We start from the raw sequence: 13,806 nt of genomic DNA on the forward strand, positions 1-13,806 counted from the left end.
TTTCGTAATTGGTTATTGTCATTATAAAGAATCGCAAAATAAAACCACTCATAAACTGACGTTCAATTGCAGATTACCAATTTAAATCCTTGATGTCGTTGTAATGTACTTTTTGCTTGACGGTTCCATAATTTAAAATCACGAAACTAGGATTCGCTCTTTCGATGGTTTTTAGTGCCGTTGCATCGCAAAAGTGGAAATCAAACGTGAATCCATGTTTCTTTTTTGTGGCCTCGATGATTTCGCTTGAAGAGCCGGTCAGCAGGGAAACATAATATCCTTTTGCGGCAGCTTCTTTGTACAATTTTTCCAGATTTTGCATCGCTTCTGGATTGGCTTTTTCTAAATCATAAGCCACCACAAGCAGTACTTTTTCTTTTGACAAAACCATGTCGGTGTTGTCTTGTCCGTCCAATTCCAGCTTGAAATCATGAATAGGAGGAAGGTAACCTTGCACGATTACTTTGTCTTTTCTGTCCACAAACGTGGCTCCTTCGGGAAGCGACATCAAATCTTTTTCGGTAAATTCCTTGTCCACGCCGTTTACTTTATAAATAAACACCATTTCAACGACACTTTTTGGAGCGTTATCCGGAATCGACATATCGGTTCTTATGTTTGTACCCACTTTATAAGGCCTGAAATCTTTCAACGGCAAATGATTGATAACCCAATAGCCCATAAAGGAACACAAGGCAATGCTTGTCAAAACCAATATGTTTTGGATTTTGTTTGTGAAAAGCGGTTTGATCAATTTTTTATTGAAAAACAGAATCAATATGAAGAACAGCAGGACAATGTCTTTCGAAAAAGATTGCCAAGGCGTTAAATGCAAGGCGTCTCCAAAGCAGCCACAATCTTTTACCACGTCAAAATAAGCCGAATAAAAGGTCAAAAAGGTAAATTCAATGATCAATAACAACAGTAGCCAGATCGTTAATTTTGATTTGTATCCAATAAGCAACATCACGCCCAAAACCACTTCAAGGATAACCAAAAACAAGGCTATAGCCAATGAATAAGGCACGAAAAAAGGCATGTTGAAGACAGGTTCACTAAAGTATTCGTCGAGTTTATATGAAAAACCCAAAGGGTCATTCAGTTTTATCAATCCAGAAATAATGAACAAAATCCCGACGAAAAGTCTGGAGAATTGGGTGATGGTTTTTTTCATAATAGTGTTTTAAAAATTCCAAAAAACAAAAGCCAAAAAACAAACAAATTCCAAATAGTAATTTTTTGAATTTTCAAAACCCAAAAAATACAAATAAAATTTTTAGTTAGTTTAGGATGACTTTTCGATTTTTGAATTTATTTGTTATTTGTTTTTTTGGATTTTGTTATTTAACATTTTTCATTAAAATCAAGGCGAAAACCGCATAATTAATCATGTCCTGATAATTGGCATCGATGCCTTCAGAAACCAGGGTTTTTCCTTTATTGTCTTCAATTTGTTTCACTCGAAGCAATTTTTGAAGGATTAAATCCGTCAAGGAACTTACCCGCATTTCGCGCCAAGCTTCACCATAATCGTGGTTTTTGTTTTCCATCAAATCTTTGGTGAGTTTCACTTTGGCATCGTATAAAATAGTGGCTTCTTCCACGTTCAAATCGGGTTGGTCCACCACGCCAAGTTCCAGTTGAATCAATGCCATAATCGAATAATTGATGATTCCGATGAATTCGCCGGTTTCGTCTTCGTCCACTTTTCGAACCTCGTTTTCCTGCAAGCTTCTTATTCTTTGGGCTTTGATGAAGATTTGGTCGGTCAAGGACGGTAATCTCAAAATGCGCCAAGCACTGCCGTAATCTTTCATTTTATTGACGAAAAGCGTGCGACAAACCGCAATCACCTTGTCGTATTCCTGGGAGGTATTGTTCATTTAATGCTGTATATTTGTATAAAAATTTCTTCAAAAATAAGGAATATTTATTGGATGGAAGAAGGAAGATTAACGAATTTTGATTTGAAAATGACAATAAACTGCAAAGGACAACTCATCGATTTATCGACTCCCAAAGTAATGGGGATTTTGAACGTGACGCCCAACTCTTTTTTTGACGGCGGAAAGTATAAAAACGAAAGCGAAATGCTCTCGCAAGTCGGGAAAATGTTGAGTGACGGAGCGACATTCATAGATGTTGGCGCTTATTCCAGCAAGCCCAGTGCCGAATTTGTTTCGGAAGAGGAAGAGTTGCAAAGAATAGTTCCCATCATCAACCTAATTTTGGAATATTATCCCGAAACCTTGATTTCAATCGACACTTTCAGGAGCGAAGTGGCCCAGGTTTGCATCGAAAACGGGGCGGCCATCATCAACGATATTTCGGCGGGAAATCTCGATGACAACATGATGGAAACCATTGCGAAATATAATGTTCCCTACATCATGATGCACATGCGAGGCACGCCGGAAACGATGCAAAAGATGACCAGTTACGACAATATCGTCAAGGAAATGCTTTTCTATTTTTCGGAAAGAGTGGCCCAAGCGAGAAGTCACGGCATCAATGATTTGGTTGTCGATCCGGGATTTGGTTTTGCCAAAACATTGGAACAAAATTATGAAGTCTTGCAAAAAATGGAGTTGTTCGAAATCTTGGAATTGCCTTTGCTGGCCGGGGTTTCCAGGAAATCGATGATTTATAAAACCTTGAATTCTTCTGCTGAAGAAGCCTTAAACGGCACCACGGTCTTGAATACGATTGCCTTGACCAAGGGAGCCAAAATTCTTCGGGTTCACGATGTCAAGGAAGCGATGGAATGTGTCACTTTGTTCAACAAACTCAACAATCTATAATGAAGTATTTTAGTTTAGCAATTCTTTTGGTGTTGTTTTCCTGTGGAAACCAAGAAGATATCTTGTTGCCAAAATCCAATGTGACCATCGTTTCGGATGTGAAAGACCATTCGCCGATTTATATTTTTTTCAGAACCAAGGGAAAAGATACTTTGGCGGAAGTGAACCGAAAAAATTCCATCATCACCACCAATTGGATTCTCCATATCGACAAGCGATTGCCCTTGCGATTGGTCATTCCCGAAGTGGTGAAATTGCAGGAGAAAAAGCGAAATGAAGTTGCCCACAAAAACGAATTGGCCGAGAATTATTATTCCTATGCCGATAGTATTGGCAAGAATATGGCCTTTCTTCCCTTCACGAAAGTGTATTATAAAATGGAGAAACCAATGTCTAGTTTTATTGTATTTTTTTCTAGAAAAAATGAAATTTATGTGGATGGTTTTTCAGGAAGCCGTGAAGAATTGAAACATTTTTTAACTAGTTTTAAAGATAAGTACAAAATGATCAGATTCGGTTTTGATGAAAATATGAGTTATGGAACTTATATTCAGAATGAAATTTTTATCCAAAGTTTAAAAATAATAAATAAGGAAGAGTTTGTTTATTAGAAATGTGATTGCTTCGTTCCTCGCAATTGACTGAATACTAAAAACTGACCACTGACCACTAAAATCACTGATGGTGATACGGTTCATTCTTCAAAATCGTGAATCCACGATACAATTGTTCGATAAAAAACAAACGCACCATTTGATGGGAAAAAGTCATTAGTGACAGCGAGATTTTTCCTTGGGCTTTGGCATAAACTGTTTCCGAAAAACCATAAGAACCACCAATCACAAAAACCAAAGTCTTTACTCCCGAATTCATTTTCTTTTGCAATTCTTCGGAAAAGCCGACACTTGAAAAGGTTTTTCCGTTTTCGTCCAATAAAATGAGTTGGTCGGTTGGCGTTATTTTAGCTAAAATCAGTTCGCCTTCCTTTTCTTTTTGCTGGCTTTCCGACAAGTTTTTCACGTTTTTGATGTCGGGAATAATCTCCAAATCAAACTTGATGTAGAAAGACAAGCGTTTTTGATACTCCTCAATTAACGATTGTAGGTTTTTATTGTCGGTTTTGCCAATGGCAATCAGTTTGATGTTCATATTGTTGAATTAAATAATTGCAAAGGTATAAAAATGAGAATCAAATAATAATGGGCTGATTTTTTTGGGTCATTTTGTGATATTATTTAAAAAATGGGTTTTTAATAGTTTTATTTTAGTGACACCCCAATTTTTTTAGGGGGTTATTGTTTATAATAGTAATAAATTAGGAGGTATACCGTCTATTTATAATTAAAGTTATTAATATTTATGAAAAATGTAAATTAAATATTGAGGCATTTGTTTATTTTTGCCCTGAATAAAAAAAATACGATTATGTTAGATGTAGGTTTAACCACTTTTATGATTTTGGCCACCAGTTTGGTGATGTTGATGACTCCCGGCCTTGCCTTTTTTTATGGAGGTTTGGGATGTAACAAAAATATTTTGAGTATTATGATGCAAAGTTTTGTTTCTATGGGAATTGGAACGGTACTTTGGTTTGCTTTTGGTTATTCGCTTTGTTTTAGCGGAAACATGAGTTCGGGATCTGATTTTTTTGGGATAATCGGGAATTTCGACAAGGCGTTTTACCACGGAATCACTCCTTCGACCTTATACTCTGCAGATAAAAGGTTTCCTGAATATATTTTTATTGCTTACCAAATGATGTTTGCCATTATCACGCCGGCATTGATTACGGGAGCCTTCATCAATCGAGTTACTTTTAAATCCTATGTTTTGTTTCTGATTTTTTGGCAAATATTCGTTTATTACCCTTTCGTTCACATGGTTTGGGGTGGCGGATTGCTTGCCGAGTGGGGAGTTTTTGACTTTGCGGGTGGAATCACGGTGCATGCAACTGCTGGTTTTGCTGCTTTGGCATCGGTCTATTTTGTGGGTCGCCGTCAAAAGACTCATGAACCCAACAACATTCCATTGGTTGCCATTGGGACAGCATTGCTTTGGTTTGGCTGGTATGGATTTAATGCGGGAAGTGAATTGGCGGTAAATTCGATTACGGTTTCTTCTTTTTTGAATACGGATACAGCAGCTTCTTTTGCGGCAGTTACTTGGCTACTTATCGAATGGAACACTGGAAAAAAGAAACCTACTTTTATTGGATTGATGACCGGTGCTGTTGCCGGGTTGGCCACCATTACACCGGCAGCTGGATTTGTAGATATTTATTCTTCGGCAATTATTGGAATTATTGCCGCTTGTGGTTGTTTTGCTGCGGTGAAATTCAAGGAAAGAAAAGGCTGGGATGATGCACTTGATGTATGGGGAGTGCACGGAATGGGAGGAATAATTGGGACTATTTGTTTGGGTTTCTTTGCCAACAGCACTATTAATTCGGCTATTCCAAACGGATTGTTTTTTGGAGGTGACGGAATGTTGCTCTTTAAAGAGTGTGTTGCAATCTTGTTTGCGACCAGTTATGCCTTCATTTTCACGGTATTGTTGTTTAAAATCATCAATAAATTTATCCCTGTTCGCGTGACTGACATAGAGCAAGAGTTGGGTCTGGATTTGAGCCATCACGGCGAAGTGGCGAGACAACAACGCTAAAGAGAATTTGATTATATAAAAAGGGCTTCATTCGACAAGAATGAAGCTCTTTTTAGTTGAAAAGCTTTGTAGCTAGCTGTCCAGAAATGAATCTTGATTATTGTTTTTCTTGAATAATTTCAGCAGCAACATAAGACCGGCTACGGCTTCGAAAGTCATTCCAATAATGAGAAAGAAAGTTGTCCAATCTTTGCGTTCGTGAGAGATTTTGAATATTGCGCCGATAACCGTGAGCACGGCACCAATCAGGAATAAAACCAGGATTTGCGAGTTTTTCATTTGTCAAGTATTAAGGTTCAAAGATATTGAAAAGAACTGGAAGTTGTGTTTTTTGGAAGTTTTCTGTTTTTTTCATTCGATACCGTTTTAAACAAAAAGCCCCATGAAGTTGTAAAGATTCATGGGGCTTTCCATAAGTGACAGGTTGTAAATTCAACCTAAATTTGTGTATTTATTATCCTGGAAATTCACCTCCGTTATCTTCATTTCTAGGTTGTTGGTTCTTTTCTTTCTCTCCTTTTGGTTTATTGAAACGGTAGGTGAACGACAAATTGAATTGACGTTTACGGAACTGCATTTCGCCATACGAGGTTTGGTTTTCAAGATAGGTATAAGATCTCATCTTTCTCGTATTGAAAACATCACTGATATTGAACGCAATTGTTGCTTTGTCTTTTAGGACATCTTTACTGAAAGCGGTGTTCATTCCAAACTGGCCCAAGTTTTTACCTTGTGCGGTTTTTTGCTCTCCATTGTAGTTGGCATTCAACTGCCAGTCAATTTTGTAGGGCAAAGTTAGTTTTGAGCTGATTCTTGCGGACCAAGAATTGGCTTGGTTGTCAAGATTTTGAACTATAAGTTCGCCTTGTGTATCAGTGTAACTGTGCTCACCGGTTGTTTTTACATTATACAAATTGAAATTACTGTTTAATCTCCATATTTTGAATGGGGAATAATTTAAAGTAAACTCAAAGCCATATTTTTGCTCTTTTCCCAAGTTTATAGGTGAGCTTTTAATAACCGGAATTCCATTTACTTTATCACCTGTAGGAGATCGCACAAAACTGAAAACATCTTTGGTATCTTCAAAATATGCCGAAGTATTGAATGTTATTTTGTCCCAACGCTTGATGTATCCAAAATCAAATTTGTTGGTCAGTGATGGATCCAAGTCAGGATTTCCTTGAAAAATATTGACATTACTGGAATAATTTACCGCAGGGTTCATGAAACGTCCTCTTGGTCTTGTTAAGCGTTTGCTGTAGCTTGTGGTAATGTTGCTTTGATCCGAGATTTCATAACTAACAAAGGCACTTGGAAAAAAGTTGTTGTACTTTTTAGAATTAAAAACTTTAGGATCTTCTAATAAATTCACTTCGATATTGGTGTCTTCCCAACGTAGCCCAAATAAATAAGAGAATTTATTTTTTTTGAAACCATATTGCGTATAAAGTGCGTTGATGTTTTCTATATATTCTAACGTATTGGATAAATCCTTAATTTTTACGCCTTGTTCGTCAAGAACGTAATATTGATTGTTTAAGTTACCAAAATTTCCTTTATATCCTGCTTCAAACTGACTTCCTTCGCCTAGTGGGAGTACATAATCAGCTTGCAATTGTGCTTGTTTTTGAACTTGATTATTTAAGGTGTTGTTATAATTGTCAGAACCAATAATGATACTTTGGCTATCATCCGTATTTCTTGAAATGGAACCGTCAACTGTAAGTTTGTGTCCATCGTCGTTGAAGTTTTTGATCAAGTTTGACGTATATTCAACATTTTCTCCACCAGTTTCTCCTGTACCCAAACGGTAACTTGAACTTGTGAAATTATGGGCGGCATCAAAATTATTATAATTGATTAAATCAGTATTTTCACCACTATCTTTTTGGTAATTGATGGCATTTGTCCAAAAAGTATTTGGTGCAACCGTCCATTCAATACCCGCTCTTCCGTTAAAACCATCTCGAGTTCGCTCTGTCTGACGATCTTCGTCTAAAAAGTTTTTGATGGAACCATCATCATTGAAATATTTTGAATTGGTTTTACCGCCACCTTCATTTGTTCTGTGGTTGTAACCCAAAGTTGTAAAGTAGTTAAGTTTTTCTGTTTTATAATTCACGTTGGCACTGAAACCATAAGTTTCGGGAATCCCTGCTGATGCTATGAAAGTTCCGTTGAAACCTTGATTCTTGCCTTTTTTAAGAACAATGTTGATTAATCCTGAACCGCCTTCGGCATCATATCGTGCGGATGGATTTGTGATAACTTCCACTTTGTCAATGGCGTCCGCAGGAAGTTGTTTTAGCGCTTCGGCAATATTTACGGCATAGGATGGTCTTCCATCAATTAAAATTCGGATGTTGTCACTTCCTCTCAAGCTTACATTTCCTTCGGTATCAACAGAAACTGAAGGAACATTGTCCAGCACATCACTTACAGTTCCTCCTTTTACCATCATGTCCTGGCCCACATTGTAAACTTTTTTGTCCAGTTTGATTTCTACCGAAGATTTTTCGGCACGAACCACTACTTCGTTCAATTGTGAAGCGTCTTCTTCCAAGGCAATTTGTCCTAAATTGCTGGTTTTTTGAAGGTCTTTTTCTTTTAATGTGATTGTTTTAAAAGAGATGAATTCTATTTTAATATCATAAATACCGGGAGTTACGTCAATGTCAAATTCTCCTTTTGGATTCGTGATTCCTCCGGCGGCTGATTTAGCAGATTTTGTATTTATAAAAGTGATGGTGGCATATTCGAGCGGTTGTTTGCTTACTTTTTCGATAACCTTTCCTGTAATTTTTATTTTGGCAGCTTGAGGTCTTCCTTGTGAAAAACTTAAAAAAGAAGTAATAAGCAGAAAGGAAACCAGGATGAATTTTAATTTTCTCATTGATTTAAAAATAGTTGTTTGATTCGGTAAGATTGTAAAAGCAGCCTTTGGTTTAAGCTGCAAATCATAAAGATTTGTTAAAGTGCCAATAGAAATTCCTTAAAGAATGACCGCTGCTTTCTCCAAAGGTCTGGCAATTACCGCCTTGTCTCCATTGACAACGATGGGTCTTTCGACGAGAATTGGATTTGAAATCATGGCTTGGATAATCTCGTCGTCAGTCAAGGGTTTGTCCCTGAAATTTTCTATCCAGATTTTCTCTTTTCGGCGCACTAATTCAATGGGTTTTATGCCTAATTTTTGGATGATGTCTTTCAATTCGTCATAAGTGGGAACGTCTTCCAAATATTTGATGATTTCGTATTTTTGTCCTGAATTTTCTAGGAAAGCAAGGCATTCCCTGGATTTTGTGCAGCGTGAATTGTGATAAATTTGAATCATGAAAAAAGAGTTTTATTTTTTTGTAAACTAAGGGATAAAAACAGAAAATTATGCTAAATTCGGGCACGCAAATATAAGCAAAACATACTCCTGTTCAATAATCAATTAATTTAATAAAATGTTTATAAATCAAGCATACAAAGGCGACAATACGTGGTGGCGTGTCTTGATTACCACCTTGTTGACCGCAGGAGTATTTATCGCCAATGTCATTATGTATTTCGTTATGTCCAAAGAAGAATTGGACAAAGTATATCAAACGATGAGCGAAATTCCTAATAATTTGTCACTCTTGTCGAATTTGTTGCCATTTGTTTTTCTGTTGGCCATGTTGTTTTTCTTGGTTCGTGTTTTGCATAAAAGAAGCATTCTCTCGCTGACAACCTCTAGAAAAGATGTAGATTATAAAAAAATCCTGTTCTCTTTTGGGTTAATCATTTTGATGACCATTGGCGCTTTTGCCGTTTCCTATTCTATGGACAGTTCCACAATTTTATGGAATTTCAATCCGTTGAAATTTACTGTTTTGTTGATTATTAGCCTTTTGTTGTTTCCTTTTCAAATTGGTTTCGAGGAGTATTTATTCCGGGGTTATTTGATGCAGCAAATTGGAATTATAGCCAAGAACAGGTGGTTTCCATTGCTGGTAACTTCCGTGATGTTTGGATTATTTCACAGCGCCAATCCCGAAGTGGCCCAAATGGGTTTTGGAGTTATGGTGTTTTATATCGGAACCGGTTTTTTTCTTGGAATAATGACCTTGATGGACGAAAGTCTGGAACTGGCATTGGGTTTTCATCTGGGAAACAACCTGATGGCAGCCTTGTTGATTACTTCCGATTTCTCGGCAATACACACCGATGCGGTTTTCAAATATTCGGGAGTTGAAAAACCTGTTGACATGTTAAATGAAATGATTGTTTCGATTGCAATTGTCTATCCGATTATCTTATTTATATTTGCCAAAAAGTATAATTGGAAAAATTGGCCAGCAAAACTTACCGGCAAAATACAACCTCAAGCACATCAATAATTTTTAAATAATAACTTCATAATGATTACAAACAAAATTACATACAAGAACATACACAACCGTTTCAAGCTAAACGGCTACCATATCAATCTGGAACAAATGTATTATGTTGCCTATTCCTTCATCAAGGAAGGGGAGCCTTTCGAGCAACATGTGGGGAACTTCCTGTTGGATTGGTTTGACGAGAAATCCTATATCGAATTGCAAACTTCGGGAACCACGGGAGCTCCCAAAGTGGTTAGAATAGAAAAACAAGCCATGTTGGATTCGGCTTTGGCTACCGGGGATTTCTTCGGATTGAAACCAGGAGATACCATGTTGCACTGTTTGCCAACCAATTATGTGGCTGGAAAAATGATGTTCGTCCGCTCCTTTATTTTGGGATTGGACATGAAATTCGTGGAACCGAATTCCGATCCATTGAAAAACATCGACGAGACATTCGACTTTTGTGCCATGGTACCTTTGCAAGCCAAGAATTCATTGGAAAAATTGAAAGCCAAAAAGATAAAAAAATTAATTATTGGTGGTGTAAAAGTACATAAAGCCTTGGAGCAAGAATTGGAAAAACTGCCAATGGAAATTTACGAAACCTACGGTATGACCGAAACCATCACGCATATTGCTGCCAAAAAAATAGGGGAGAAGGTTTTTACGGTTTTGCCAAACGTAAAAGTTTCTACCGACGATAGACAATGTTTGGTTATCGATGCCAAAAACATCAGCAAAGACAAAATCGTGACCAACGACATCGTCAATTTGATTTCTGACACCCAATTCAGTTGGGAAGGAAGAATTGACAACATAATCAATAGCGGTGGGGTTAAATTGATGCCGGAACGAATCGAAGACAAATTGTCCACATTAATTCCAAGACGTTATTTTGTCTTTGGACAGCCTGATGAAACCCTTGGGCAAAAAGCCGTACTTTACGTGGAAGGAGAACCTATGGTCATTGAAGATGCTGTTTTTGCCGTTTTGGACAAATTCGAAAAACCCAAAGAAGTGGTGTTTATACCAAAGTTCAACGAAACGGCCACGGGCAAAATTTTGAGAACCGAAAGCATGCAATCCATCGGACATTAATAAATAGAATGAGTTGCGTTTAGATACAAAAAGGGAGAGTTTGCAAAAACTCTCCCTTTTTTTGTTTTGGGGGATTGGGTTTTGATGGCTTTTGTAAATATTTGTTTATATATTTGAAAGCAAATAAACACTGACGTTTGTCAGACAAAGCCACCCAATTTAGTGGTGATAAGTCGGACATCGTCAGGCCTATAAACGGGTTGGGCATAATATTACAGAACTACGCAGAAAATAAGACATTTTACAACAAAATAGAATATGGGATTTTTAGACAAACTTTTTGGAAAGAAACAAACAGAAGACAATTCGCAAAATTTAGCAGAAACTGAAACTGTTCAATTAGAAAAAGGCGACACATTTATTTCGACAGGAGATAATTATGGATATAAAGTCATTAGACAATTAACCGAAGAACAAAGAGAAAGTGTTGACAAATCAACAATTTTACTTCGAGCAAATCAACTTTATATGCACTATTGGACAGATAATTTAGTATGTACTGACCGAAATGACCAAGAATGGCTGAATAAAGTTATGTTCTTTTGGAAAGCAGAAGAACCGTTTCCTAAAAAATCATTGCCCCCAGTATTTGAAACTTTAAAAATTAAAAACTTTCTTTTTGTTGGCGATACTTCAAACATTTCATTACAAACTGCACAAGCAATGCCTTGGTTTGGAATGCCAGGACTTGGAGAGAAATGCGTATGCGAAATAAATGAACAAAAAATAACGATTCCTGAATTAAACAAACTTGGAATGGTTATATATGTTGAACCCGTAGAACTCACAAATGACAATCTAGACATATTGACAAACAGAGAAGACTACTTTTTTCTAATCGACGAAAGAATTACTCCTTTTAAAAATGGAAATTTTTACCTAAAAGACAAACCAATTCCTATTGATGTTGCATATAGTATTGGCGGAATTCATATAATAAAGAAAACGGAGTTAGAATAAACATAATGCCGAAAATACTATGTCCAACAGCTATGATTTCGTTGCGTGCGCAGCACGAACAATGAAATCCCTGTTGAACAGCTTGTCCCGATGCATCGGGAGAACCGGAGTACCTGCCGTCAACACTATGCACTTATCGTAAAAAAATTAGAGAGAATAGTAAGAGGGTTTAGTGTAGAAAAGCACGCTGCTGGGGCTGGATGAGGCTCGGCTGAGCAGAAAAGAACTCTTTTGGGGCTGGAAGCGCTGCTTCTGGGTAGAACTGAATGCTTTTGGGGCTGGAAACTGAGTTTCTGAGCAGAAAAGAACACTTTTGGGGCTGGATGAGGCTCGGCTGAGCAGAAAAGCACTCTTTTGGGGCTGGAAGCACTGCTTCTGGGCAGAACTGAATGCTTTTGGGGTTGGAAACTGAGTTTCTGGGCAGAACTGAACTCTTTTGGGGCTGGAAACTGAGTTTCTGAGTAGAAAAGAACTCTTTTGGGGGTGGATGAGGCTCGGCTGAGCAGAAAAGAACTCTTTTGGAGATTGTGAACCTGTTGGAGATGGAATTAGAGAACTGAAAATAAACTACGCTAAAGGTTACAGGATCTATTTCAAAGAAATTGATGGAAAAATTATCATTCTACTTGTTGGAGGAGATAAGTCAACCCAAAAAAAAGACATTGAAAAAGCAAAAGATATTTGGAAAAAAATAAAAAAATAGAAAAATGGAAACATCAAAATTTGATATTGCAGATTATTTGGATAGCAACGAAATGATTGCCGAATACCTAAATGCGGTTTTGGAAGAAGGCAATGATGCTGAAATTGTTGTCGCAATAGGACATATTGCAAAAGCAATTGGAATGACCAAAATAGCAGAAGAAACGGGAATGAGCAGGCCAAGTTTGTACAAAGCATTGTCGGAAGGAGCCAAACCGCAATTTTCAACAATAATGAAAGTATTGAAAGCTGTTGGCGGACAAATTCACATAAATCCATTAACCACATAAAAAAAAAACGAACGTTTTCCTATTACAGGGCATTCGCTTTTAAAAAAGAAAAGAAGTTAGCCACGACCCGAGTCCCAATAATTGTCGGGACGAATAGGCGAAGCAATTACACCAATTGTCACTAATTTTTATCAAATTTGAAAATGAATTGCACGAATTCTATCTGATTTTTAGAATTCGTGTAATTGAAAACTTGTCTAATTCGTGTTTATTCGTGGCGGAAACTTTTAAAGGCGAATGCCTTGTTCCTATTATGATATGCCAACCATTTAAAGTATTTTTGCATAAGTAAAATATAAAGATTGCAATCTATATGAAAAACATTGATAAAAACAGTTTAGAAAATGCTTATCGCTTGTTTGAATCGGATGATATTAATAAAATAGAAGTTGGTACAACCAAAGGTTTACAGCAAATTCACAATTACTTATTTGGTGGATTATATGATTTTGCGGGAGAGATACGCAAAATGAATATTTCAAAGGGAGGTTTTAGATTTGCAAACGCATTGTATTTAGATGAAATTTTGGTTAAAATAGAACAAATGACCGAGAATAATTTTGAAGAAATTATTGCAAAATATGTAGAAATGAATATTGCTCATCCTTTTCTTGAGGGTAATGGAAGGTCTATGCGAATTTGGTTGGACATGATTCTAAAAAATAGACTTTGTAAAGTTGTTAATTGGCAATTCGTGGACAAAACACTTTATTTACAATCAATGGAAAGAAGCCCAATTAACGACTTGGAGCTAAGAACTTTATTGAAAGAGAATTTAACAAGCGATATTAATAATAGGGAAATTATTTTCAAAGGAATTGAACAATCCTATTATTATGAAGGCTACCAAAAAGATGATGAATAATAATTCAATTTCAGTATAAAATAAATACTGCCTTAGTCCTAAAAAAAAAGGAGAACAAACATAAAAACCCT

14 protein-coding genes and 1 pseudogene are annotated in these 13,806 nt (G+C 36.8%); 9 read left to right on the plus strand and 6 right to left on the minus strand.

The window, feature by feature from the left end:
• Positions 1 to 73: 73 nt before the first annotated feature.
• Together OZP13_RS02460 and OZP13_RS02465 are read right to left on the minus strand one after the other, a co-directional pair.
• Positions 74 to 1,174 (minus strand): BT_3928 family protein, encoded by a 1,101-nt coding sequence (locus OZP13_RS02460; protein WP_281298531.1) that lies wholly within the window; start codon positions 1,172 to 1,174, stop codon positions 74 to 76.
• A 166-nt stretch (positions 1,175 to 1,340) separates the two neighbouring features.
• Positions 1,341 to 1,883 (minus strand): DUF1599 domain-containing protein, encoded by a 543-nt coding sequence (locus tag OZP13_RS02465; protein WP_269242146.1) that lies wholly within the window; start codon positions 1,881 to 1,883, stop codon positions 1,341 to 1,343.
• Positions 1,884 to 1,973: 90 nt separating this feature from the next.
• Here OZP13_RS02465 and folP point away from each other — a divergent pair, with 90 nt between their 5' ends.
• Together folP and OZP13_RS02475 are read left to right on the plus strand one after the other, a co-directional pair.
• The gene (folP, locus tag OZP13_RS02470) at positions 1,974 to 2,801 is read left to right on the plus strand and encodes a dihydropteroate synthase (RefSeq protein WP_281298532.1); all 828 of its coding nucleotides are present in this window, start codon (positions 1,974 to 1,976) and stop codon (positions 2,799 to 2,801) included.
• A complete protein-coding gene (locus tag OZP13_RS02475; protein WP_269242147.1) occupies positions 2,801 to 3,412 on the plus strand; it encodes a hypothetical protein in 612 nt (203 codons plus the stop codon). Before folP ends, OZP13_RS02475 begins: the two co-directional genes overlap by 1 nt.
• Before the next feature lie 64 nt (positions 3,413 to 3,476).
• Here the strand turns inward: OZP13_RS02475 and rlmH are convergent, their stop codons facing one another.
• Positions 3,477 to 3,950, minus strand: coding sequence for a 23S rRNA (pseudouridine(1915)-N(3))-methyltransferase RlmH (gene rlmH / locus OZP13_RS02480; RefSeq protein WP_269242148.1), 474 nt, complete (start codon positions 3,948 to 3,950; stop codon positions 3,477 to 3,479).
• A 276-nt stretch (positions 3,951 to 4,226) separates the two neighbouring features.
• Here rlmH and OZP13_RS02485 point away from each other — a divergent pair, with 276 nt between their 5' ends.
• The gene (locus OZP13_RS02485) at positions 4,227 to 5,462 is read left to right on the plus strand and encodes an ammonium transporter (RefSeq protein ID WP_281298533.1); all 1,236 of its coding nucleotides are present in this window, start codon (positions 4,227 to 4,229) and stop codon (positions 5,460 to 5,462) included.
• Positions 5,463 to 5,534: 72 nt separating this feature from the next.
• Here OZP13_RS02485 and OZP13_RS02490 read toward each other — a convergent pair whose 3' ends face one another.
• The 3 genes from OZP13_RS02490 to arsC form a co-directional block, all read right to left on the minus strand.
• The gene (locus tag OZP13_RS02490; RefSeq protein ID WP_269242149.1) at positions 5,535 to 5,741 is read right to left on the minus strand and encodes a GldL-related protein; all 207 of its coding nucleotides are present in this window, start codon (positions 5,739 to 5,741) and stop codon (positions 5,535 to 5,537) included.
• Positions 5,742 to 5,916: 175 nt separating this feature from the next.
• Entirely contained in the window at positions 5,917 to 8,358 is a 2,442-nt protein-coding gene (locus OZP13_RS02495) for a TonB-dependent receptor (protein ID WP_281298534.1), read from the minus strand.
• Positions 8,359 to 8,457: 99 nt separating this feature from the next.
• Positions 8,458 to 8,799, minus strand: a complete 342-nt coding sequence (gene arsC, locus OZP13_RS02500) for an arsenate reductase (glutaredoxin) (protein ID WP_269242150.1) — start codon at positions 8,797 to 8,799, stop codon at positions 8,458 to 8,460.
• A 118-nt stretch (positions 8,800 to 8,917) separates the two neighbouring features.
• Between arsC and OZP13_RS02505 the strand changes: the two genes are divergently transcribed.
• The 6 genes and pseudogenes from OZP13_RS02505 (at position 8,918) to fic (ending at position 13,735) form a co-directional block, all read left to right on the plus strand.
• Positions 8,918 to 9,832: a CPBP family intramembrane glutamic endopeptidase gene (locus tag OZP13_RS02505; protein WP_281298535.1), complete on the plus strand. Its 915-nt coding sequence runs from the start codon at positions 8,918 to 8,920 to the stop codon at positions 9,830 to 9,832.
• A gap of 21 nt (positions 9,833 to 9,853) precedes the next feature.
• Positions 9,854 to 10,918 (plus strand): AMP-binding protein, encoded by a 1,065-nt coding sequence (locus OZP13_RS02510; RefSeq protein WP_281298536.1) that lies wholly within the window; start codon positions 9,854 to 9,856, stop codon positions 10,916 to 10,918.
• Positions 10,919 to 11,176: 258 nt separating this feature from the next.
• Positions 11,177 to 11,878, plus strand: coding sequence for a hypothetical protein (locus OZP13_RS02515; protein ID WP_269242153.1), 702 nt, complete (start codon positions 11,177 to 11,179; stop codon positions 11,876 to 11,878).
• A 517-nt stretch (positions 11,879 to 12,395) separates the two neighbouring features.
• A pseudogene (locus OZP13_RS02520) lies at positions 12,396 to 12,581 on the plus strand (type II toxin-antitoxin system RelE/ParE family toxin); the annotation flags it as partial.
• A 4-nt stretch (positions 12,582 to 12,585) separates the two neighbouring features.
• Positions 12,586 to 12,870 carry an addiction module antidote protein gene (locus OZP13_RS02525; RefSeq protein WP_269242155.1) on the plus strand — a complete coding sequence of 95 codons (285 nt, stop codon included), beginning with the start codon at positions 12,586 to 12,588 and terminating at the stop codon, positions 12,868 to 12,870.
• 313 nt (positions 12,871 to 13,183) lie between these two features.
• Positions 13,184 to 13,735 carry a protein adenylyltransferase Fic gene (fic, locus tag OZP13_RS02530; RefSeq protein WP_281298537.1) on the plus strand — a complete coding sequence of 184 codons (552 nt, stop codon included), beginning with the start codon at positions 13,184 to 13,186 and terminating at the stop codon, positions 13,733 to 13,735.
• Positions 13,736 to 13,806: the final 71 nt, after the last annotated feature.

The organism is Flavobacterium limnophilum, from assembly GCF_027111315.2.
Lineage (GTDB): Bacteria > Bacteroidota > Bacteroidia > Flavobacteriales > Flavobacteriaceae > Flavobacterium > Flavobacterium limnophilum.

What these genes read in the sequence shown, in the direction of transcription:
- folP (WP_281298532.1), top strand. Translation starts at nt 1,974, where the DNA reads ATGACAATAAACTGCAAAGGACAACTCATCGATTTATCGACTCCCAAA.
- arsC (WP_269242150.1), bottom strand. Translation starts at nt 8,799, where the DNA reads ATGATTCAAATTTATCACAATTCACGCTGCACAAAATCCAGGGAATGC.
- OZP13_RS02510 (WP_281298536.1), top strand. Translation starts at nt 9,854, where the DNA reads ATGATTACAAACAAAATTACATACAAGAACATACACAACCGTTTCAAG.
- OZP13_RS02505 (WP_281298535.1), top strand. Translation starts at nt 8,918, where the DNA reads ATGTTTATAAATCAAGCATACAAAGGCGACAATACGTGGTGGCGTGTC.
- OZP13_RS02490 (WP_269242149.1), bottom strand. Translation starts at nt 5,741, where the DNA reads ATGAAAAACTCGCAAATCCTGGTTTTATTCCTGATTGGTGCCGTGCTC.
- OZP13_RS02460 (WP_281298531.1), bottom strand. Translation starts at nt 1,174, where the DNA reads ATGAAAAAAACCATCACCCAATTCTCCAGACTTTTCGTCGGGATTTTG.
- OZP13_RS02485 (WP_281298533.1), top strand. Translation starts at nt 4,227, where the DNA reads ATGTTAGATGTAGGTTTAACCACTTTTATGATTTTGGCCACCAGTTTG.
- OZP13_RS02465 (WP_269242146.1), bottom strand. Translation starts at nt 1,883, where the DNA reads ATGAACAATACCTCCCAGGAATACGACAAGGTGATTGCGGTTTGTCGC.
- OZP13_RS02525 (WP_269242155.1), top strand. Translation starts at nt 12,586, where the DNA reads ATGGAAACATCAAAATTTGATATTGCAGATTATTTGGATAGCAACGAA.
- rlmH (WP_269242148.1), bottom strand. Translation starts at nt 3,950, where the DNA reads ATGAACATCAAACTGATTGCCATTGGCAAAACCGACAATAAAAACCTA.
- OZP13_RS02475 (WP_269242147.1), top strand. Translation starts at nt 2,801, where the DNA reads ATGAAGTATTTTAGTTTAGCAATTCTTTTGGTGTTGTTTTCCTGTGGA.
- OZP13_RS02515 (WP_269242153.1), top strand. Translation starts at nt 11,177, where the DNA reads ATGGGATTTTTAGACAAACTTTTTGGAAAGAAACAAACAGAAGACAAT.
- fic (WP_281298537.1), top strand. Translation starts at nt 13,184, where the DNA reads ATGAAAAACATTGATAAAAACAGTTTAGAAAATGCTTATCGCTTGTTT.
- OZP13_RS02495 (WP_281298534.1), bottom strand. Translation starts at nt 8,358, where the DNA reads ATGAGAAAATTAAAATTCATCCTGGTTTCCTTTCTGCTTATTACTTCT.